The organism is Pseudomonas sp. SG-MS2 (genome assembly GCF_009933855.1).
Taxonomy (GTDB): domain Bacteria; phylum Pseudomonadota; class Gammaproteobacteria; order Pseudomonadales; family Pseudomonadaceae; genus Aquipseudomonas; species Aquipseudomonas putida_E.
The window spans coordinates 38449-58562 of sequence record NZ_MOMO01000018.1; the positions used below are offsets into that span (position 1 = coordinate 38449).

The 20114-nt window shown below is 62.9% G+C and carries 11 protein-coding genes; 3 read left to right on the forward strand and 8 right to left on the reverse strand.

Annotation, left to right across the window (positions count from 1 at the left end):
• Positions 1 to 177 precede the first annotated feature (177 nt).
• Positions 178 to 5055 (forward strand): NEL-type E3 ubiquitin ligase domain-containing protein, encoded by a 4878-nt coding sequence (locus tag BLX42_RS01420; RefSeq protein WP_161870986.1) that lies wholly within the window; start codon positions 178 to 180, stop codon positions 5053 to 5055.
• A gap of 7 nt (positions 5056 to 5062) precedes the next feature.
• On the opposite strand, the gene BLX42_RS01425 is transcribed toward BLX42_RS01420, so the two are convergent.
• Complete coding sequence (locus tag BLX42_RS01425; RefSeq protein WP_161870987.1) at positions 5063 to 7567, reverse strand: UvrD-helicase domain-containing protein; 2505 nt, start codon at positions 7565 to 7567, stop codon at positions 5063 to 5065.
• Between the two features lie 186 nt (positions 7568 to 7753).
• On the opposite strand from BLX42_RS01425, the gene BLX42_RS01430 reads away from it, so the two are divergent.
• Positions 7754 to 8452 carry a pirin family protein gene (locus BLX42_RS01430; protein WP_115274583.1) on the forward strand — a complete coding sequence of 233 codons (699 nt, stop codon included), beginning with the start codon at positions 7754 to 7756 and terminating at the stop codon, positions 8450 to 8452.
• 39 nt (positions 8453 to 8491) lie between these two features.
• On the opposite strand, the gene pgm is transcribed toward BLX42_RS01430, so the two are convergent.
• The 7 genes from pgm to BLX42_RS01465 all read right to left on the reverse strand — a co-directional run bounded on the left by pgm (position 8492) and on the right by BLX42_RS01465 (position 19140).
• Positions 8492 to 10129 (reverse strand): phosphoglucomutase (alpha-D-glucose-1,6-bisphosphate-dependent), encoded by a 1638-nt coding sequence (pgm, locus tag BLX42_RS01435; RefSeq protein WP_161870988.1) that lies wholly within the window; start codon positions 10127 to 10129, stop codon positions 8492 to 8494.
• A gap of 86 nt (positions 10130 to 10215) precedes the next feature.
• The gene (locus tag BLX42_RS01440; protein ID WP_161870989.1) at positions 10216 to 12477 is read right to left on the reverse strand and encodes an ATP-dependent DNA helicase; all 2262 of its coding nucleotides are present in this window, start codon (positions 12475 to 12477) and stop codon (positions 10216 to 10218) included.
• A complete protein-coding gene (locus tag BLX42_RS01445; RefSeq protein WP_161870990.1) occupies positions 12474 to 14123 on the reverse strand; it encodes a VRR-NUC domain-containing protein in 1650 nt (549 codons plus the stop codon). Before BLX42_RS01445 ends, BLX42_RS01440 begins: the two co-directional genes overlap by 4 nt.
• Positions 14124 to 14235: 112 nt before the next feature.
• A complete protein-coding gene (locus BLX42_RS01450; RefSeq protein ID WP_161870991.1) occupies positions 14236 to 14727 on the reverse strand; it encodes a GNAT family N-acetyltransferase in 492 nt (163 codons plus the stop codon).
• 62 nt (positions 14728 to 14789) lie between these two features.
• On the reverse strand, positions 14790 to 16136 hold the full coding sequence (locus BLX42_RS01455; protein WP_161870992.1) for an aminotransferase class I/II-fold pyridoxal phosphate-dependent enzyme: 1347 nt from the start codon (positions 16134 to 16136) through the stop codon (positions 14790 to 14792).
• Positions 16126 to 17511 carry a hypothetical protein gene (locus BLX42_RS01460; RefSeq protein ID WP_161870993.1) on the reverse strand — a complete coding sequence of 462 codons (1386 nt, stop codon included), beginning with the start codon at positions 17509 to 17511 and terminating at the stop codon, positions 16126 to 16128. The genes BLX42_RS01455 and BLX42_RS01460 overlap by 11 nt, the downstream gene beginning before the upstream one ends.
• Before the next feature lie 606 nt (positions 17512 to 18117).
• Positions 18118 to 19140, reverse strand: a complete 1023-nt coding sequence (locus tag BLX42_RS01465) for a zinc-dependent alcohol dehydrogenase family protein (RefSeq protein WP_046785949.1) — start codon at positions 19138 to 19140, stop codon at positions 18118 to 18120.
• 205 nt (positions 19141 to 19345) lie between these two features.
• Between BLX42_RS01465 and BLX42_RS01470 the strand changes: the two genes are divergently transcribed.
• The coding region (locus tag BLX42_RS01470) for a LysR family transcriptional regulator (protein ID WP_161870994.1) at positions 19346 to 20114 on the forward strand (769 nt) is incomplete at its 3' end.

Below are 20114 nucleotides of genomic sequence, written 5' to 3' on the forward strand. Positions count from 1 at the left end.
TCCTTCGCTGAACACTGGCGCCATGCCTTCACCCCACCATCTCGCAGCGAGGCCTGCCTTGCTGGCCTCTTACCGACCCATGCATGCACGAGACCGACCCTTGCGGGCAACTATCTACCGCACGCCCGCTTCGCCAGCAGTGTCGACTACCGCCTCCACTCATACGAGGCTCATCCCATGCACAATGCGATTGCCCTGCACCAAGACCTGATCACTCAAGCCCTGCCCGAATGGGCCCGCACCCTGCATCCCACGCATGCCAGAGGCATCGTGCAACGCGCACGCGCGCCCTACGTGGATGAAGATGGCGCGCCTTACAGCTGGTATGCGACCGCGCAGCCAGAGCATCGTGAGCAGTTGCGCATGCTCATCGGGCGACGTGACAGCTGCGTTACCCAACTGAGCAACGCCCTTGTCGGTTTCAAGGACTTCACCACGTTCTGCAGCCCTTTGCTGAGCAGCCGGCTGGGTATGAAAGTGGCCGTGGACAAGGCCCAGTACAACTTCCAGCCTTTCGAGACTGTCATCAACTACGGGCCGGGCACCGGCAGCCTGGAAGTACCGCTGGGTGCGCACCTGCAGGAAGAGACCTTTGTGACCCGCCCCGTAGGCCCTCGTCAGTCGCGCAGCTTGCTTGAAGCCGCCCTGCACAACTTCGAAGGCATCGAACAAGTCGGGCCTTACAGCGGGCTGACCTGCGCGCCCGGCGACGACACGCCCTTGGCCGGCTTGTCCCTGGCGCAATTCGTGCGGCATTGCCGCACACTGGACCTTGGCCAGCAATATCAGGATCACCTGCAGGCCATCTATGAAGGCCCGCGCAAGGCGCAAATCAGTCAACTGTCGATGCGGGCCAGCCAAGAGGAACTGCGCGTTCAGGCGTACATCGCCTCGCTCAAAGGCCTGCTGAGCGCAAAAGGCCTCGCCGCGATCAACGACCTGTGCGACGGCGTACGTCAACCAGCTTACGACGGCCACCCCCTGCATAGCTGGCGTTTGCGCCTGTTCGACATCCCCTTGCACGAGATGCTGTTCATCGGCGCCGATATACCGGATGCAATCACCCCCTGCATCGTCCACCTCCCGGGCGACGAAGAACATCCTGTGCGCGAATACCCCTCCCGTCAGGCTGCTGCCAAGCATTTCCGACAGCGGCTGCTGCACAGCACGTTCCGCGAAACCGTTATCGGGCTTGCCTATAAACGCGACCAGCCCATGCTGGCGGGCAAGCTACGGGACGCACTGTTCGAGATCGATGAGCAAGGCAGGCAACGGCCACGCAAGTCGCCGAGCTTCCACGTCTTGCCATCGCAAACAAGAACCGAGTTGTGGCCAACCCTTTACCGCGCCCACCTTGCCCGCCTCAAGGCCGACGCCAGGGTCCTGGCTGTCCCCACAGCCGATGTCGACGCCGAGGTTCATCAGAAGCACCTGCGGTACTGGCTAGATATGGGCATGAACATGCTGAACATCGCCGCCTTCTTCGTGCCCGGCCTGAACGCGGTCATGACCGGCGTTTTCGCTTATCAACTGATGGATTCGGTGTTTACCGGCTTTGAGGCCTGGGAAGAAGGTGACACGGCACAAGCACTGGCCCAGGTTGAATCGTTGGTAATCAATGCTGCCGCGATCGCCGGTTTTGCCGGCGCAGCCAAGGTCATCAAAGCGTCAGGTTTCGTCGATGCCATGCAAGCGGTATGGCATGAAGACCGCCTGCAACTGTGGCATCCGGACATGGGCCCCTATGCCAGTCCGGTCACCCTGCCAATAGAAGGCCAGCCCGATGCACTTGGGCATTACGAGCTCGAGGGCAAACGCTACCTCGTGCTGGAAGGCACGCCCTATGAAACGTTCCAGGATCCTGACCAGCAATGGCGCATCCGCCATCCCAGCGCCCCAGCAGCCTACGCGCCCCTGTTACACCATCAGGGTGACGGGCGCTGGCAACTGGCCCATGAGCAGCCTTTGCAGTGGGACGATACGCAGTTGCTGCAGCGGCTTGGCCACTCAAGCCTGGGGCTCGACAGCAGCGAGCTGATCACGGCGATGCGCAGTACGGGTACAGATGCCAGTGTGCTGCGCCGCATGCATGCCAAAGGGCTGCGCCCGCCGGCTCTGCTGGAGGACATGCTGCTGCGCATACGCCTGGACAACGAGGTGCAGAACCTGATCCACCGTGTGCGGCACGGCCTCTCAATGGCGGCCTACAAGAACTATGCGCTGCCGGAACTGGTGCGCCTGCCAGGTTGGCCGCAGGATCACGTGCTCAAGGTATTCATCGGCCCCGAACCGTGGGGCGATGCGGTGCGGTATGGGGCGCTCGACACCCCAGGCGAGATTGAAATCAGCATGACCCGCTCGGATCTGGAGAATGGTCAATTGGGCCATGCAGTCGTAACGCAGCTGGACGAGCGACACGTGCGAGCCATGCTCGGCGACCTGCCTTCCGACCTGTGGGCCTCGGCCCTGAACACCAGGCTGGGTGAACAGCTGCAGAGCCAGCGCGAGGCGATATACCACAGTATGCTGCGCAACCATGCCCAGCCTGCAAGTGACGCGACACAGCCATTGCGCAGGCAGTTCCCCGGTGTACCACCTGGTGCCTTGGAAGAGGTCATCCAGGCGGCCAGCCATTCCGAACGCGCACGGCTGGCAACTGGCCGTGCGCCGCTACGGGTAGCCGAAGAAGCGCGGCAGCTGCAAGCCTGTGCACGCCTGGACCGCGCCATCATTGGCCTTTACCGCCCCCATCTGGCCAACGCCGACAGCCAGCAACTGACCGAGGGCCTGTTGAGCCAACATCCGCAGGCAACCCCTGCGCAACTGCTTGAGCTTGCGCTCGCCGATCGCAAAAACTGCGCCTCGCTGATTGGCCAACAGCCCATCAGGCCCGGCTACCGTTCACCGTTGCGCCTGGCCGCGGGCCGTATCGGCTACCCGCTCAGCGGCCGTGGTACCGGGCGCGCGACGCAGCGCCTGCGCGCGCTCTACCCAGAGCTCGACCACAGAGAACTCGGCACGTTGCAATCCGAACTGGCCCAGGCGGGCAACCTGGGTATTCAGATCAGTCGACTGGAAGCCGAGCAACGCACCTTGCGCCAGGACCTGCACAGATGGGTTGGCGGTGCGAATGAGCTGGACGAGCGCTTCGATCGCTCACACGTTGCCGAGCGGATGCTGGCCGCCTGGGGCCGCGAAGGTGGCGCTGCCCGCGAGACGCTGATGCTGGACCGCATGCAGTTGCGCACGCTGCCAACGCTCACGGCACGCTTGCCGCATATTCGCACCCTTACACTGGAAGGGCTCAGGCTCGAGCGCCTGGAAGGGGATTTTCTGTCATGCTTTCCTGGCCTGCGCACACTCGAGGTGGCCGGCAACCCGGACATGGACGCCGAGGCCTTGTTCCAGGCACTGAAATCGGCACCTGGACTACAAACGCTCAAGCTGAACGGCAATGCTTTGCCGGCCCTCTCGCCACTGGCTCATGAGGCCCTGACGGCCATGCCCGGCCTGCGCAACCTCAACCTGCGCAGAAACCGGCTGCTGCTGGACGCTGCCAGCCTCGCCTTGCTGGCTGGCCTACGGCTGGATGTACTGAACCTGGGCAGGAATGCCATTACCCTCGATCAAACCCTGGCCTCGGCCTTCCAGGCCATGATCCATCCCCAGCAACTGCTACTGGACTTCAACACACTGGGCCATGCTCCCGACGTCAGCTACATGGGCCGCCTGCGCACCCTGAACCTGAACGACTGCGACCTGCGGCAATGGCCCGAGGGGTTGACGCGGCTGATGAACCAGCATCAATACCAACTGCGTCACCTGGACTTGTCATTCAACCGCATTCGCACCCTGCCCAATCTCGCGGACATCCTGCGCACCCCGTTCGCCCGGGACGTCGCTGCGCGAGCACCCGAGCGGCGCTGGCACCTCAATTACAACACGCTTGAAGCGCAAACCCGTGCGCAACTGCGCGCCAGCGGCGTCCAGGTCTTTGAACACGCACCCGATATGCCTGAATGGCAGACACTGTGGCGCAGTACCGCCTCCACCCACCAGGACCAGCTCTGGACCGATCTGTTCGACCAAGGGGAAAACGGTGAATTGCTGGGGATTCTCGAACGCCTGGTACAGTCAGCCGAGGCGCGGCGTGAGCCAGACAGCCTGGGCCGCCGAGTCTGGGCCCTGCTGGAGAAAGCCGGCCGGGACACGGCACTGCGCGAACGCCTTGCCGACGTGGCGCATGCGTATCCGCCAACCTGCGGTGACGCAGGTGCCGACGCCTTCAGCGCACTGGAGATCGAAGTGCTGGCGCACGAAGCCGCAGGCCATACCGGCGAGCAGGCCAAGACCCTGCTCGCGCTATACCGCAAGCTTTATCGCCGGGACATCGTCAACGAACTGGCCGACCGCATCAGCCTGAGAAGGACATTACGCAAGCAGGCGCTGCAAGACGGTGCGTTCGATGCGGACCTGCCACAGTACGACTCACTGGATGATCCGACCGCGTTCCCCGATATCGACCTGGGAACCGGGCTGGTCGACGATATCGAAATCCGCCTCGCCTTGCGCCAGTCCCTTGCAACCCGGCTGGACTTCCCGGAACCCAGCCGCGGCATGCTCTACCGGGACACGGCCAGGATCAACAGCACCATCATCGAGAAGGTACACAGCGCAGTGCTTGCCCAGGATGCCAGAACCGATACTCGGCAGGCGTGGATACTTGGGCAGGCCGGCTGGGTGCACTACCTCAAGCGTCACAATGCCGAAGCATTCAGCCTGCTCACCGATTTCTGGCGAGTGGGCCATGACTACCTGTTCCATTGCCTGGACGACAGCCATGAACCGGTAGCCCGCCTGGACACCTCGGTACTTGAAGCCCTGCTGCCTGTGCTGCCACAGAACCCGCTGGACGAAAACGGACTGCTGCGGCGTGTGCCGCTCAATGACGGCCAGTTCGACCACGCCATGCGCGCCTTGAACGAGGAGCAGCAAAAGGTCGAGCACGGCCTGCTGCTCAGCCTCACCCGGCAGGCCGAAACCCTCGCTGGCTAAACCGTGATCATTGGCCGCGCAAGTCTTCGAAGAAGGCCTGCCGGCCATCCACCTGGCTCGAAGCCCGTGGCGCAGCGGCCGCTTCGCCGCTGACCGCCTCGACATGCCAATAGCAGTGTCTGGCGGCGCGAGTGACCGCCACGTAGGCCAGGCGCTGTACCTCTTCCTTCTGCGCTGTATCGAACGGCTGGGCATCACCGGCACGGCCAAGGCCGGCCTGGCGATACACCTGGTTCTTGTACGGCGAGCTGGTCAGGTACTGGCAGTCGCCGAGCATGAACACTGCATCGGCCTGCAGCCCCTTGGCGCTGTGGTACGTCAATTGGCGCAGACGCCTTTGTTCGGGCGGCAATGCCGCTTCGCCTTGCAGCACGCCGGCCAGATGCTCGCTCATCAAGGCTTTATCGGCGCCCTTGCGGTACAGCATCATCACCGATTCGCCACGCTGGTAATGCTCGATCAGCGTCTGGCCAAGCACCGCTTCGTCACGTTCGCACACCTTGACTGCCGACACCGGCAACTCGGCAGCAGGGCCCGCGGCCCGGGCCTTCTTGCCAGTGATCGATGGCGCGCCCTTGACCAGATGCTCGGCAGCATCGATGACCAGTTGCTGACAACGGTAGTTGTCGACCAGCATCACCCGGGTATTGGCCGGCGAAGGGAAGGTCTTGGTGAACTCCATGAAGTACTTGGGCGAACTGCCACGCCAGCCATAGATCGACTGCCAATCGTCACCCACACACAGCAGCGAAGAGTACTGGGCGTTGCGGCCGGTGTGCATGGCCGGTCCGCGGCGGCGGATCTCCGCGAGGCTGGCGCGCAGCCAGCTGACGATCTGCGGCGATACATCCTGGAATTCGTCGATCATCAGATGCGCCAACGGCCTGAGCATCGGGTCTGGCAGCAATTGCAGGTTCTCCGGGTTGTTCTCACCGAACAGGGCGAACATGCGGTTGTAGCTCATCACCGGCGGCGACTGATTGAGCAGGTGCGCCTCGAGGGCTTTCCAGTACAGTGCCAGGGCCTCGAAGAACAAGGCATCGCTGTCGCCGGACGGGAAACTCATCGCCGCCACGGCGCTGTTGACCTCAAGGCCCAGGTTTTCGATGAAGTTGGCGGCACCGACGAAAGCATCGAGCAACGGTGCCGGGGCCAACTCGCCCTTGACCTTGTACTCGAACCCAGGGCCCGCGACCGCGTCGCCTGCCAGCGAGGCGGCCAGGCGCCGGGCCATGGCATAGTTGTCCAGCCAGATCAGCGGCCTGTCGCAGAACGCCTGCAGCAACGTGCGCTTGACCGCCCATTCGGCGCGCACCGCAAGCTTGGCCCCCGGGCGCTGGTACTGTGCGCTTTCCGACGGGTCGAAACCGAGCACAACCCAGGCATCCAGGCCTTCCAGACGGCCATGCACATGGAAGCGGCTGCCCCGGATGTCGACCGTTTCACGGCACGGCTCAATGCCCTTGATCGGCCAAACGCCCGCCGCGAACCACAGGTCCTCGATCACGTCGCACAGCTCTTCGTCGCGCTGGGCAGCCAGTTGCGTCACCTGCACGCGCTTCTGCACATCGGGGTGGTCCGGGTCCAGCGGTTTGAGCTGCAGGGCTTCACGTCGCAGGGTCGCGATGATTTCGGCAAAGCGCGGATTTTCGGCGAGCAGGTCGCGATAGCAAAGGTTGAGCTGCTGGCGCTGGGCATCGTTCAGGCGCAGGTCAAACGGGTTGCTCTCGGCGTCCGCCTCACGCCCCTCTGGCATGTCGTTGCCCAGGGTCTCGAATGCTCGCACCTGGCCGAAACCCGGCAGGCTGCGGACCAGCGGCAGAATGCGCGAGTGAAAGGTACGTACCAGCTCGCGCGCACGCGCCGGTGGCAGGTCGAGCTGCCAGAGCGAGAACACCTGCACCAGGCGCTTGATGAAGTCCTTGCGTGACTCACGGGTGAAGGTGACCACCGTCATCGCGTCCAGCTCATAGCCAAGGTAATGGCGCAACAGCAGGATGCGCAGCACCAGCGAAGTTGACTTGCCAGCCCCGGCCCCGGCCACCACGCAAGTGGACGGCGTGTCACTGAATATCAGCTTCCACTGGGCGGCACTGGGCTGTGCCTCGGCGGGCAGGCGCTGGGCTACATCGGCCTTGAAGCGCTTCTTGAGCTCAGTGGTCAGTGGTAGGCGCCAGTCGTCGAACAACCGGTCATCCTGACCGGGTACGGCGGCGGCATCAGGGCGTGAATCGCGAATCACCAGTACCTGGCGCCCCGCCTCGTAGCCTTCCACCCGTCCACGCTCGAAACCTTCGCGCACGCCATCAGCGTGGCCGCTGCGCTGGCCGGTGGCATGGCCCAGGAACCAGGAGTCGCGGTGTTGCGCCTGCAAGCGGCTCAGCCCACGGCCCAAAAGCCGTGCAGCCAGGCGGCGAAGCCAGGGCAATTGTGCGGGCGGGGTCAGTTCGGCAGGGGCCTGGGGTTGCTCGTGGGCCACGGTCACTCCGTTGAAAATCGAATCAGCGTGCATGTTCGCCGCATCGGCAAAAAATCGCCAGCGAATGCTTGCAGATCAGTGGATTAGGCGATGAATTGCACAATTCACATTGTCCAGAACAATCTAATTAAACGATGATAATTAGCCGATATTTACGCTTATTTTCGATCTTTCTTTGAAGCATCATGAGCCCATTCCACCCATTCAAGGAGCACGATCATGCTGCAACTGCGACCTTTCGAAGGCCTTGGCCACGCCAACCACGGCTGGCTCGATGCCCATCATCATTTCTCGTTTGCCGAATACCATGACCCGGCGCGTATGCACTGGGGCAACCTGCGGGTATGGAACGATGACCTGATCGCCGCCGGCAGCGGGTTCCCACCGCATCCACACCGCGACATGGAAATCATCACCTATGTGCGTGAAGGCGCCATCACCCACCAGGACAGCCTGGGCAACAAAGGCCGCACCGAAGCCGGCGATGTACAGGTCATGAGCGCCGGTACCGGCATCGTGCACAGCGAGTACAACCTGGAAGACGTCGATACCCGTATTTTCCAGATCTGGATCGTGCCGGAACGCGTTGGCGATGCGCCGTCATGGGGGACCAGGCCGTTCCCCAAAGGCGAACGCGGTGAAGGCTTCGTGACCCTGGCCAGCGGCCGGGCGGGCGATGAAGAAAGCTTGCAGATCCGCACCGATGCGCGTCTGGTAGCGGCAACCCTGCGGGCAGGCGAAACGGCCGAGTACCGCTTCGATGCAGGGCGTCGAGGGTATCTGGTGCCGGCCAAGGGCCTGGTCGAGGTCAATGGGCTGCGGGCCAAAGGCCGCGATGGCGTGGCGATCGAGCAGGAAGACGTGCTGCGGGTGACCGCAATCGAGGACAGTGAGATCGTGCTGGTCGATGTGGCTTAAACAAGCAGGGCCGCGCTGCGGCCCTGCTTCACAGGTCAATCAGGCAATCGCGGCATCCACCAGTACCTGCGCCTCTGCCACCAGGCGTTGCAGGTGCGCCTCGTCGATAAAGCTCTCGGCGTAGATCTTGTAGATGTCCTCGGTGCCCGAAGGCCGCGCGGCAAACCAACCGTTGGCGGTCATCACCTTCAGGCCACCGATGGCTTGGCCATTGCCGGGTGCGTGGCTAAGGATCTGCTCGATGGGCTCTCCAGCCAGCTCGGTCGACTTGACCTGCTCCGGCGCCAACTTGCTCAGCAATGCCTTCTGCCGCGCATCGGCCTTCGCTTCCACACGGGTAGCGAACGGCTTGCCCAGCGCCGCCGTGAGGTCGGCATAGGCCTGGCTTGGATTACGGCCGGTGCGTGCAGTCATCTCGGCGGCCAGCAGCGCCGGAATCAAGCCATCCTTGTCGGTAGCCCAGACCGTACCGTCCTTGCGCAGGAACGAGGCGCCGGCGCTTTCTTCGCCGCCAAAGCCCAACGAGCCGTCGAACAGCCCCTGGGCAAAGTACTTGAAGCCCACCGGCACTTCATACAACTCACGGCCCAGACGCGCGGTAACACGGTCGATCAGGCCGCTGGACACCACCGTCTTGCCCACGGCAGCGTCACTGCGCCACTGCGGACGGTGGCGGTACAGGTAGTCGATGGCCACGGCCAGGTAGTTGTTTGGCTGCAACAGGCCATCGGCGGTGACGATCCCATGGCGGTCGTGGTCCGGGTCGCAGGCAAACGCCACATCGAAGCGCTCGCGCAGGCCGATCAGGCCTTGCATGGCGTATGGTGACGAAGGGTCCATGCGGATCTGGCCGTCCCAGTCGACGGTCATGAAGCGGAAGGTCGGGTCGACCTCGGTGTTGACCACTTCCAGGTTCAGCTTGTAGTGCTCGGCGATCGCCGACCAATAACGCACCCCTGCCCCACCCAGCGGGTCAACGCCCAGGCGCAGGTTGGCGCTGCGGATGACATCGAAGTCGATGACGTTTTCCAGGTCGGCAACGTAAAGGCTGACATAGTCGTGGCGCAGGGTGGTCGGAGCCTGGAGGGCCTGCGCATGGTCCATGCGCTTGACCCCGGCAAGGCCTGCGGCCAGCAGTTCGTTGGCCTTGGCCTCGACCCACTTGGTCACATCGCTGTCAGCCGGGCCACCGTTGGGCGGGTTGTATTTGAAGCCACCGCTCTGCGGCGGGTTGTGCGAGGGGGTGATGACGATGCCATCGGCCAGCCCGCCATCGCGGCCACGGTTGTAGCACAGGATGGCGTGGGACACCGCAGGCGTCGGGGTGTATTCATCGTCCTTGGACAGCATTACCTGCACGCCATTGGCGGCCAGCACTTCCAGGGCACTGGCGGCTGCCGGCGCGGACAGCGCGTGGGTATCGGCACCGATGAACAACGGGCCGTCGATGCCCTTTTCCTGGCGGTACAGGCAGATGGCCTGGGTGATCGCCAGCACGTGGTCTTCGTTGAAACTCAGGTCGAACGAACTGCCCCGGTGGCCCGAGGTGCCGAAGGCCACGCGCTGGGCCGCTACGGCAGCGTCGGGGCGGCCGGTGTAGTAAGCGGTGAGCAGGCGGGGAATATCGACCAGCACGCTGGCCGGAGCCAGCTTGCCTGCCAAAGGACTGAGCGTCATGCAGAAACCTCGAGTTCAACGGATGTTGGAGTTGGAACACGCAGTGTACTGGGAGTTGCAACGAGGTGCGAAGGCCTTGCCGAGGATTATTCGCGGGCTATCTGCCACCAGCTGGGGAACATCTGCTGCACATGCGGCTCGGCGAAGCGCTGATCGATCAACACCAGCACGCCGCGGTCCTGATCGCCGCGAATCACCCGGCCTGCAGCCTGGATCACCTTGCGTACGCCGGGGTACAGGTAGACGTAGTCGAAACCAGCGCCGAACTGGCGGCCCAGCCGCTGTTTGAACTGTTCGTTGACCGGGTTGACCTGGGGTAACCCGAGGGTGGCGACGAATGCACCGATCAGCCGGTTGCCCGGCAGGTCGACACCTTCGCCAAAGGCACCGCCCAGCACGGCAAACCCGACGCCCTGGCCGTCTGCGGCAAAGCGCGCAAGAAAATCCTGGCGTGCTGTTTCGTCCATGCCTGGTGCCTGAGCCCAGGCCGAGATCGCCGGGTGCTGCTCGGCCAGCAGCGCATACACCTGCTGCAAGTATTCGAAACTGCTGAAGAACGCCAGGTAGTTGCCGGGTTGGCGCTGGTACTGCTCGGCGATCAGCGCAACGATCGGTGCCAGCGAGGCCTGACGTTCGTGATAACGGGTAGAGACCTGGCTGGCGATGCGCACTTCGAGCTGTTCGGCGCGAAACGGCGCCGCCACTTCAAGCCACGCTGTATCCGGTGGCATGCCGAGCAGGTCGGTGTAGAAATGCCGGGGGCTGAGCGTGGCCGAGAACAACGTCACGCTGCGCGCTGCCTGCATGCGCGGGCCGAGCAGTTTGGCGGGCGTTACGTTGCGCAGGCACAAGGTGGCCAGGCGCCGCTGGCGCGGGCCTTCGCGCAGGCTCACATCGAACAGGAAATGCTCATCGAACAGCTCGGCAACCCGGTTGAACTGCAGCGCCTGAAAATAGAACTGCAGGATGTGTGTATCCACTTCGACGGGCGACTCGTTCAAGCGCTCCTGGATCAGCCCGATGCATTGCTGCAGCGCACGTAGAAAGGCGTCCGGCAACTGCCCGGTGGCCAGATAAGGCGCTCGCTGCGCCTTGTACAGGGCATTCCATTGGCGGTTCAGCCGGTCCAGCGCGCTGGCCAGCCCTGGCGGTTTGCGCTGGCGCAGCGCCAGCAATTGCCCCTGGTCGAGGCTGGCGCTGTACATGCCGCGGCCACGCTCCACCAGGTTATGAGCCTCGTCGACCAGCACCGCAACGCGCCATTGGTTGGCCTGTGTCAGGCCGAACAGCAGGGCATGAGCGTCAAAGTAATAGTTGTAGTCGGCCACCAGTACATCGACCCAGCGCGCCATTTCCTGCCCCAGGTAGTACGGGCAGACCTGGTGTTGCAGGGCCACCTCGCGCAGGTTCGCGCGGTCCAGCAACGGCAACCGGGCAGCAGCCTCACGCGCCGCCGGCAGGCGGTCGTAGAAGCCTTGGGCCAATGGGCAGGCGTCGCCATGGCAGGCTTTGTCGGGGTGCTCGCAGGCCTTGTCGCGGGCAATCAGCTCCAGAGTGCGCAGCGCGGGCTGCGGCGTGGCCCGGGTAATCTGTTGCAGGGCATCCAGCGCCAGTGCTCGGCCTGGGGTCTTGGCGGTCAGGAAAAACACTTTGTCGAGTTGTTGCGGCACCATGGCCTTGAGCAACGGGAACAGCGTGCCGAGGGTCTTGCCGATACCGGTGCTGGCCTGGGCCATCAGGCAGCGCCCGGTGCTGACCGCCTTGTACAGGGTTTCGGCCAGTTGCCGCTGGCCTTGGCGAAACTGCGGGTAAGGAAAGCCCAGGCTCTGCAGCCCGCGGTCACGCTCGGCCAGGCGCTGCGTTTGCCCTTGGGCCCAGGCCAGAAAACGCAGGCATTGGGTTTCGAAAAAAGCTTGCAGCTCGACGGCGCTGTAATGCTCGCTGATCAAGGTCTGGCCGTCGTTGTCCACGTTCAGGTAAACCAGCGCCACCTCGATGGCGGGCAACTGCCGCGCCTGGCACAGCAGCCAGGCATAGACCTTGGCCTGCGCCCAGTGCAGTTGGCGATGATTGGCCGGTTGGCGGGCCAGGTCACCACGGTAGGTCTTGATCTCTTCAAGACGGTTTGCGGCGGGGTCATAACCGTCGGCGCGGCCGCGCACCTGCAAGCCCTGAAAAGCGCCTTCGAGTGCGACCTCCGCCTCGTACCCGGCGGCCCGCCTGGCCACTACCCGGCGATGGCCCTCGATGCCCTCCTGGGCAGTGGGCGACGGCGTGAAGCGCAGGTCGAGGTCACCGGCCTTGGCAGTGAACTCACACAAAGCGCGCACCGCCACGCGGTAGCTCACTCGCCCTCGCTCCAGCGCACATGACAGACAGCCACCGGCAAGCCCTGCTCGGCGCAGAATTCCAGCCACCGCAACTGGTTGTCCTGCAGGCGGTCGCCCGGGCCTTTGACCTCGACCATGCGGTAACGCCCCTGCTCCGGCCAGAACTGGATCAGGTCAGGCATGCCGGTGCGGTTGTTGCGTACGTCTTGCAGCAGGCGCAGGAAACACTGCTTGAGGTGGGCCGCGGGCAGGCAGGCCAATGCCTGCGCGAGCAAGGCATGGTTGAGCATCTGCCAGAACACGAACGGCGATTGCAGCCCTTGCTTGGCGGCATAGCAGTCGAGGATGGCCTGCTGATGCGAGCCGTCGTCGAGCCGGCCCAGACAAGCATCGAACTGTACGGCGCGCCGCTGCTGGAAGTCGCAGTCGTGCAGGTCTTGCGGTGCAGCCTGGAAGGGGTTGAAGAACGCGCCGGGAATCGGGGCGAAGATCGCGTCCCAGCACAACAGCCCGAACAAACTGGTGAGCAGCGTGTTCTCGACGTAGTGAACCTGCCCGCCTGCTTGGGCCAGGTGCTGCCGAACAGCCTCCTCGACACCCAACGCGGCCTGCTCGCGAGGCAGCTCGAGCTCGATCACCTGCGCGGGTGTGACACGCCGCCGGCGCTGCGCCGGCCCGCCCAGTTTGCGCACCAGGCGCGGCAACATGCGCTCAAGCGCCTGCACTTCCAGGGCATTGGCAGGCGTTTGGGCCAGGTGCAGGGCCAGGGCATGCGCCTCTTGCCAGCGCTCGCTGCGCTCCAGCACCCGCACCTGGCGGATGCGCGCTTGGGCATGGCTGCTCTGGGCATACACCGTCAATGCCAGGTCCCAGTCGCCAAGGCGCTCGCACTGCTGGCCCAGGGCAAACAGCAAGCGCGCGTGACGCCGGGCCAGCCAGGGGTTGTCGCTGCGCCAGCCCGCCAACGCCTGAAGGATCGACGCAGGCGCCTCAGCCAACTCCAGACGCTCGGCGCACTGGTGCAAAGCCATAGCCAGATCAACGTCGCTGCGCTGCTGCAAGGCACGCGAGGCGGGGCTGAATGGCACTTGCTCGAAACGCAGCACGCCCAGGTCGGCAAGAACAAAATCAGACCAGTCCTGGTACAGGTTGCCAAAGAACAGCAGACGCATGCGATCGCACAGCGGCTGCAGGCACCACTGCACGATGCCCACCGGGGCACTGACGAACCAATCGGACATTGACCTGGGCGCCAGCTCCAAGGCTTGAAGTTGCGCGAGCAGATCGCTTTTGGCCGCACGCGGTCGGCTCAGAAGGCCTGCAAAACCGCTGGCCAGTTCCTCCTTGCGCAGCAGGGCGAACAACTGCTCCAGGCTCAACTGCTCGGGTTCACGCACCCAGCCCAACGCCTGCAGTGGCTGCAAGGCCGCACGCGTATCGCCGATCTCGGCATAGTCCAGCCGGTCACTGCGAAACAGCTCGCCCTTGCGCATCACCATGCGCACCAGCAGCGCCTGGGCTGGCTCTTCGAGCCTGGCAAAAGCATGGATGAAAGCCAGCTCCTGGGTATCGAGCAGGTCGGCATAGCGGTGTTCGACCCACAGCAGTACCTGGCGGAAGTTATGCAGGTAGTAGAGCGGGTCGTCGACGGAATGGGCGATCACAGGGCGGGGTCGGGCAGCAGGAACGGACACTGTTTATACATACAGATAACGCCTACTGGCAAGCCCCGTGGGTCAGGCTGGCAAACAACCGACCAATGGCGCTTGAGCCACGTCAGAGCGCCATGACCATCTCATGCCAGGCCATGCCGCCGTGGTCCGAGGGCGATGGCTTCACGTACTGGTAGCCCATCTTGCGGTACAGCTCGACGTGCTGCTGCTTGCACATCAGGTGGATGGTGCGCTTCTCGAGCGCAGCCATCCGCTGCACGAACGTATTCATCAGCAATTTCGCGTAACCCTTGCCCTGACAAGCCGGGTCCACCACGACGGACATGATCACCACATTCGCGGCCGCCGGGTCATGGCCTACCAGCTCCTTGAAGGCCTCATCGGACATCACCACCTCGTGGGCACAGCCACTGTTGATGAACCCCACGACCTTGCCGTCGACCTCAAGCAGGAGGAAACCCTCTGGGTACTGCGCGATACGGGTGCGGATCTTTTCAAGGGTCGCGGCTTCATCCCCCTCGTACGCGCCAATTTCAATCTCGTAGCAGCGTTCGGCATCCTGGGGAACAGGTTGGCGAAAATATGGGGTGCCCATGCAGAGGCTCCTGAATATGAATGAACAGGGCGCCATGATACGTGACACGCCAGGGCTGGCGATCAGCTTTTGCTGCCAGCCTGCCGTCCCCGACGCGGCGCCAGCACCTGTTTCAACCGGTAGAGCGCCTCGCTCAGCGCTTCTGGCCGGTCGCCTGCCCAGGTAAGCGCCAGATAGTGCTGATAACGCCCCTGCACGCTGAACCGCGCACCTGCCAGTACTTGCAAGGCCGGAACAGACAAAGCTGCTGAAACCCGATCCAAGGCGATCGGCTCAAGCATGCGCACCCACAGGACATACCCCCCGTCAGGCATGTCAAAGGCCAGCTTCCCGCCCAGGCAAACACTGAGTTGATGGCATAAATGCTCCATACGCTTGCGCAGCTCCAGCCGACGCCGGTTCAATTGTCCGTCGACCTCGCCGTTGCTGAGCATCTGCGCCAAGGCATGCTGACGCACAGGAGGTAGCTGGAAGGCTCGTCGGGAAAACCCTTCGGCAAGGGTGCCATGCAGGCCCAGCACATACGCATAGGGAGCCTCGGCACCGACCAACGCTTGCAGCGACCCCAGCACCAACAGCCACCGCTGGTCGACCCAGTCACGCAAACGTGCCCCCGGAGGGGTGTCGAAACAGTGCTCGCTGTCCAGATCGTTTTCCAGCAGCCAGATAGGATGCGAGGCCAGCAAATGGGCAATCTGCCGCTGGTCCTGTTGCGACATCAACCGTCCCGTAGGCATGCCAAGGCATGACGGCATGACCATCATGCGCACCGACTCACGCCCCAACAAGCGAGCCAGGCTGCCGAGGTCAGGGCTGCCGTGGTTGTCGACGGGCATCTCCAGCACATGCAAGCCAAAGCGCTGCAAAACCCTCAGCAAACGCCAGCAGCACGGCGATGCGACCAGCACCGTGCTGCCCTGCAACGCCAATGCTTCGAGCAGCGTTTCCAGCAAAGCCTGCATGTCGGGCCCCAGGTGCACATCTTCAGCACGCCAGGATTGCCGGGACGATCGAGTGTAACGTTCGGCCAATACATGCCGCAGGCGAACTTCTCCCGAGCTCTGGGTACCGGGCAATGAACGTGCACGCTGTCGCGCCAGCCGTCTTTCGTGAGCGAACAACGCACGCTCCATCGCCGGATGCGCCAGCATGGCCTGGTCCGACTCTGCAGTGGCCGTCACGCCGGTGATGGCGCCGGCCGGCACAAAGTACCCGGATTTAGGCACCGACAGCACCCGCCCTTCATGTTCCAACAACCCGTAGGCTGTTTGTACAGTGGCCAGTGAAACGCGCAGGTGCCGCGACAGGGCACGCAGTGAGGGCAAACGGCGCTCCCCTCCCCGCGCGGCCTCATCGATAAGCGCTTGCAGATATCGATACACCGACTGGTAAGCGAATTCACGCCCCATCAGGTAAGCCCCCACAGGCAGTCAAACCAGCAGCGGGCCGGCAGGCCAGTAGCGCCAGATGCACATCACGCCGTGCCAGGTTTGCCAGCAAGGGCCAGGCGCTGTGATGCAAACGCCCTTCGTAAATAGCTCGCAATTGAGCAAGGGACAAACCACTGATGTTTACCAACCAATCCTTGACGGGATCGGGACAAGGTTTGCCCTGCATGACGCGATGCAGATAAGGCAGTGCCACCAGCATATCGGCGTGGCAGCATTGCAGAAAGCGCTCCAACCTGCGCCCCTTGTTGGCGAATGGGCTGTGGAACATGCAAACGAGCTGAGTGTGCTCAAGGCCATAGGCCTTGGCAAAACGGCTTTGCTGCGATGCCTGTGCTAGCGCCCTTTCGCAATGCAGACGCGGCGCCGGGCCTGACTCAACAGGAGCATTGCAGCGCGACCGCAGCTCATGCAACTGGGCCAACGCCAGCGGGTCGAGAAAACTGGCCAGTGGCATGGCCTTCTGCACAGGCTCGAAGTGGCACTCCATCATCAAGTCCAGCTCACCTTCACTCAGTAGCTGGGGCAACAGGTCGTCGAGGGTAATCAGCCTGACCGGAAGGTCCGAGTGACGCTCGGTAACCGGTTTTTCCGGCTCGCCAAGCGAAGTGCCGGCAGTGTTGTGCAACTGACTCAACCGCTCGGCAAGCGTCGCCATGCACTGATGCAGGTTCGCCCTCCCTCCGTCACCGGCCTGGCGCAGCCCCCTGCGGGCCCACGCCAGGTAACGCAGGCGCTGTCGCGCAGGCATGGCGGTGACCATTGCATCGACTGCCGGCTGGCCGTCAAGCGCCAGACACAGCGCTGCACCCAGTTCCAGGTGCATGCGACTGCCCAAAAGTGCTTCGGGCCGCGCATCGACAAGATGGCCGAACACAAGCAAGGCGTCGCGCGCCAGCGCCCAGGGTTCGACCGCCAGATAGGGCCTTCGGCTGAACGAAACCACCTGCCCGGCTTCGAGCATCTGGAGCTGCACCCGTGGATCGTCATGCAGAAACAAGGTACTGAACACACGCTCATGTTGCTCAAGAAGCGCGTTGCTGGCCGCAGGTAAGCACACCGCCACCACCTGCAACTGAAAGGTGACAGGTGCACGCTGGGCAATGCTCAACTGGGCCGCACGCAAGACCGCCAGCAGCCGGGCGCTATGGCAGTCTGCGCCTAGCAGCACGAGCAACCTGAACGTACCGATATATTCCGGGCCACCTGCGGCTACCAGCAAACGCTGGACCAACAGCTGCAAAGAGGCGCGCTGGACCTGGGACATATGGCCCAACACGCGATCCAGCACCTGTTGGTAAATATGGTGCATAGCTTGGTCGTGGATATTGCTCACATGTCACCTCACTACTTCATTCTTTCCACCGCCAACAATGCACTTTTTCATGAATCAATAGGCGGCGAATCAAGCCTGAAGAAATTTCCTACAAAACTTTAAGAGAAATTGAAGTGACGAATTACTGTCGCCATGCCATTGAGAGAAATGAACCCCTGCGTGAGCCCTCCGCCGCGCCAAAACACCAAAAGCCAGGGTTGATCTTCTCCATTGCACGCTCCTTGCGTAAAGCATCATTACGCCATTATCAAGCGTTGCTCAACGATTAACAGATACAGACGCCGGTAAAAAAACCATTCAGCCGAATGGCAACTCACGGTGCGCTCGACACGGGGAAGTTTTCAAAGAGAAAGATTTTTCAAGGCATTTGCATGCACGCGAGGTGGCAATAATTTTTTATGTAGGACGGATACTATTTAACCGTAGGAAAAATCCTAACAAGAGACTATTCACGGATTGTCGGGGAGGTAACGTATTGGTAAGTGCACGCTTTGAATTTTATGGCGTTGCGGATATCGAGCGCCGCGAGGGAGGCGCACCATCAAGCTGTGAACACTCGAAAAAAAACCCGAGCCAAGCCCGGGTTCCCTTTAGATCCAGCGTATATCAGCCCGCCGCCAAGTCCAGCACCACTCTGCCGCCACAAGGACACTCATCCATATACCGGTGCGCTTCAACCACCTGATCAAACGGATACACCTTGATGATCTGCGGTGTCAGCAACTGGTCTGCCGTGAACTGGTTGATATCACGCAGGGCACGCTGCAGCGCAACCTGGTCCTGGCTAATGCCCAGTTCCGGCTTGCCGGTGAAGTTACCGATGCAGTGAACGTAGAACTGGATGTTCTTCTGGAACGCCGCACAGGCCGGGAATGGTGTCTGGTTACCACCCTGCAGGCCATAAAGCACCAGGCTGCCACGTGGCGCGAGTACATCGCCGAGCAGTGACATCTGCGGGCCACCCATGCCGTCGAGGACCATGTCCACACCGCGCCCGTCGGTGTACTTGCCCACCTGCAGGAGCAAGTCCTGCTCTTCGGTGACGATCACCTTGTCAGCCCCCAGGCCCAGCAGGTAGTCGCGCTGCTCCGGCTCCTTGGTGGCAGCGAACACCTTGAGCCCCAAGGCCTTGCCCAACTGCACGAAGGCGGGCCCTGCGCAATGGCTGGCATCGGTGACCAGCGCGGTCTGCCCGGCCTTGGCCCTGGCCAGGTCGACGTAGGCGAAGTAGGCGATCAGCAGTGGCGTGTAATGCACACTGGCTTCGATCGGTGTGAGGATGTCCGGGTAACGGGTAATCGCCGTGCGCGGCAGGACGATCACATCCCCGTATACCGGGTGATCATTGGCGCTGGTAGCCGGGAAGCTGGCCACCCGGTCGCCCACTGCAATGTCATCGACACCCTCACCCACCGCAGTCACCACGCCGGCCATCTCGTGGCCGATACCCGCTGGCAGGCGGGCCTGGGACGGCGCCAGGTTCTGCCGCCAAAGCACGTCGTACCAGCTCACGCCAATGGCCTCGACGCGGATCTGCACCTCGCCGACAGCAGCTGACGGTTCGGCCTGCTCCTCGCAGCGGAGCACTTCGGCAGCGCCGAACTTGTGGAACCGGATCATGCGGGACATCGCATACCTCGCCTTTGTGAATCTCGTATTACCACGGACTTTATCCGGGCTTTTGCCGTTAGACCATCAGTGGCTATTAATAGTCGACATGCCTGTCATCGATTGGGCACCTCACATTTCTGTGCATCGGCCCCACAAATCGGTGCAGGTTAACAGCCTTTGGCCTTAAGATTCACCCCTGCCCCACTTTAGGCGAAGCGCACCGATGAATCGAAACGACCTGCGTCGCGTAGACCTCAACCTGCTGATCGTGTTCGAAACCCTGATGCATGAGCGTAGCGTGACCCGTGCCGCCGAGAAGCTGTTCCTCGGCCAGCCGGCGATCAGCGCGGCGCTGTCGCGCCTGCGCAACCTGTTCGACGACCCGCTGTTCGTGCGCACCGGCCGCAGCATGGAGCCGTCAGCGCGAGCACATGAAATCTTCGCCCTGCTGTCGCCGGCGCTGGATTCCATCTCCACCGCGGTCAGCCGCGCCGCCGAATTCGACCCGGCCACCAGCAACGCGGTGTTCCGCATCGGCCTGTCGGACGACGCCGAATTCGCCCTGCTGCCGCAGCTGCTCAAGCGCATCCGCGCCGAGGCGCCCGGCATCGTGCTGGTAGTGCGCCGGGTCAATTACCTGCTGATGCCTACCCTGCTGGCCTCCGGCGAAATCTCGGTGGGGGTGAGCTACACCAGCGAACTGCCCGCCAACGCCAAGCGCAAGGTGCTGCGCCGCAGCATGCCCAAGCTGCTGCGCGCCGACAGCGTGCCCGGCAGCATCACCCTCGACGACTTCTGCGCACGGCCGCATGCACTGGTGTCGTTCGCTGGTGACTTGTCCGGTTTCATCGACGAAGCGCTGGAAGAGATCGGCCGCAAGCGCCATGTGGTCCTGGCCGTGCCGCAATTCAACGGCCTGGGCAGCCTGCTGGCGGGGACCGACATCGTTGCCACGGTGCCCGATTACACCGCTGATGCGCTGACTGCTGCGG

Bases quoted from the DNA above. Each gene is read 5' to 3' on its own strand.
- BLX42_RS01465 (WP_046785949.1), bottom strand. From the start codon at position 19,140: ATGTCCCGCATGATCCGGTTCCACAAGTTCGGCGCTGCCGAAGTGCTC.
- BLX42_RS01430 (WP_115274583.1), top strand. From the start codon at position 7,754: ATGCTGCAACTGCGACCTTTCGAAGGCCTTGGCCACGCCAACCACGGC.
- BLX42_RS01450 (WP_161870991.1), bottom strand. From the start codon at position 14,727: ATGGGCACCCCATATTTTCGCCAACCTGTTCCCCAGGATGCCGAACGC.
- BLX42_RS01425 (WP_161870987.1), bottom strand. From the start codon at position 7,567: ATGCACGCTGATTCGATTTTCAACGGAGTGACCGTGGCCCACGAGCAA.
- BLX42_RS01455 (WP_161870992.1), bottom strand. From the start codon at position 16,136: ATGGGGCGTGAATTCGCTTACCAGTCGGTGTATCGATATCTGCAAGCG.
- BLX42_RS01420 (WP_161870986.1), top strand. From the start codon at position 178: ATGCACAATGCGATTGCCCTGCACCAAGACCTGATCACTCAAGCCCTG.
- pgm (WP_161870988.1), bottom strand. From the start codon at position 10,129: ATGACGCTCAGTCCTTTGGCAGGCAAGCTGGCTCCGGCCAGCGTGCTG.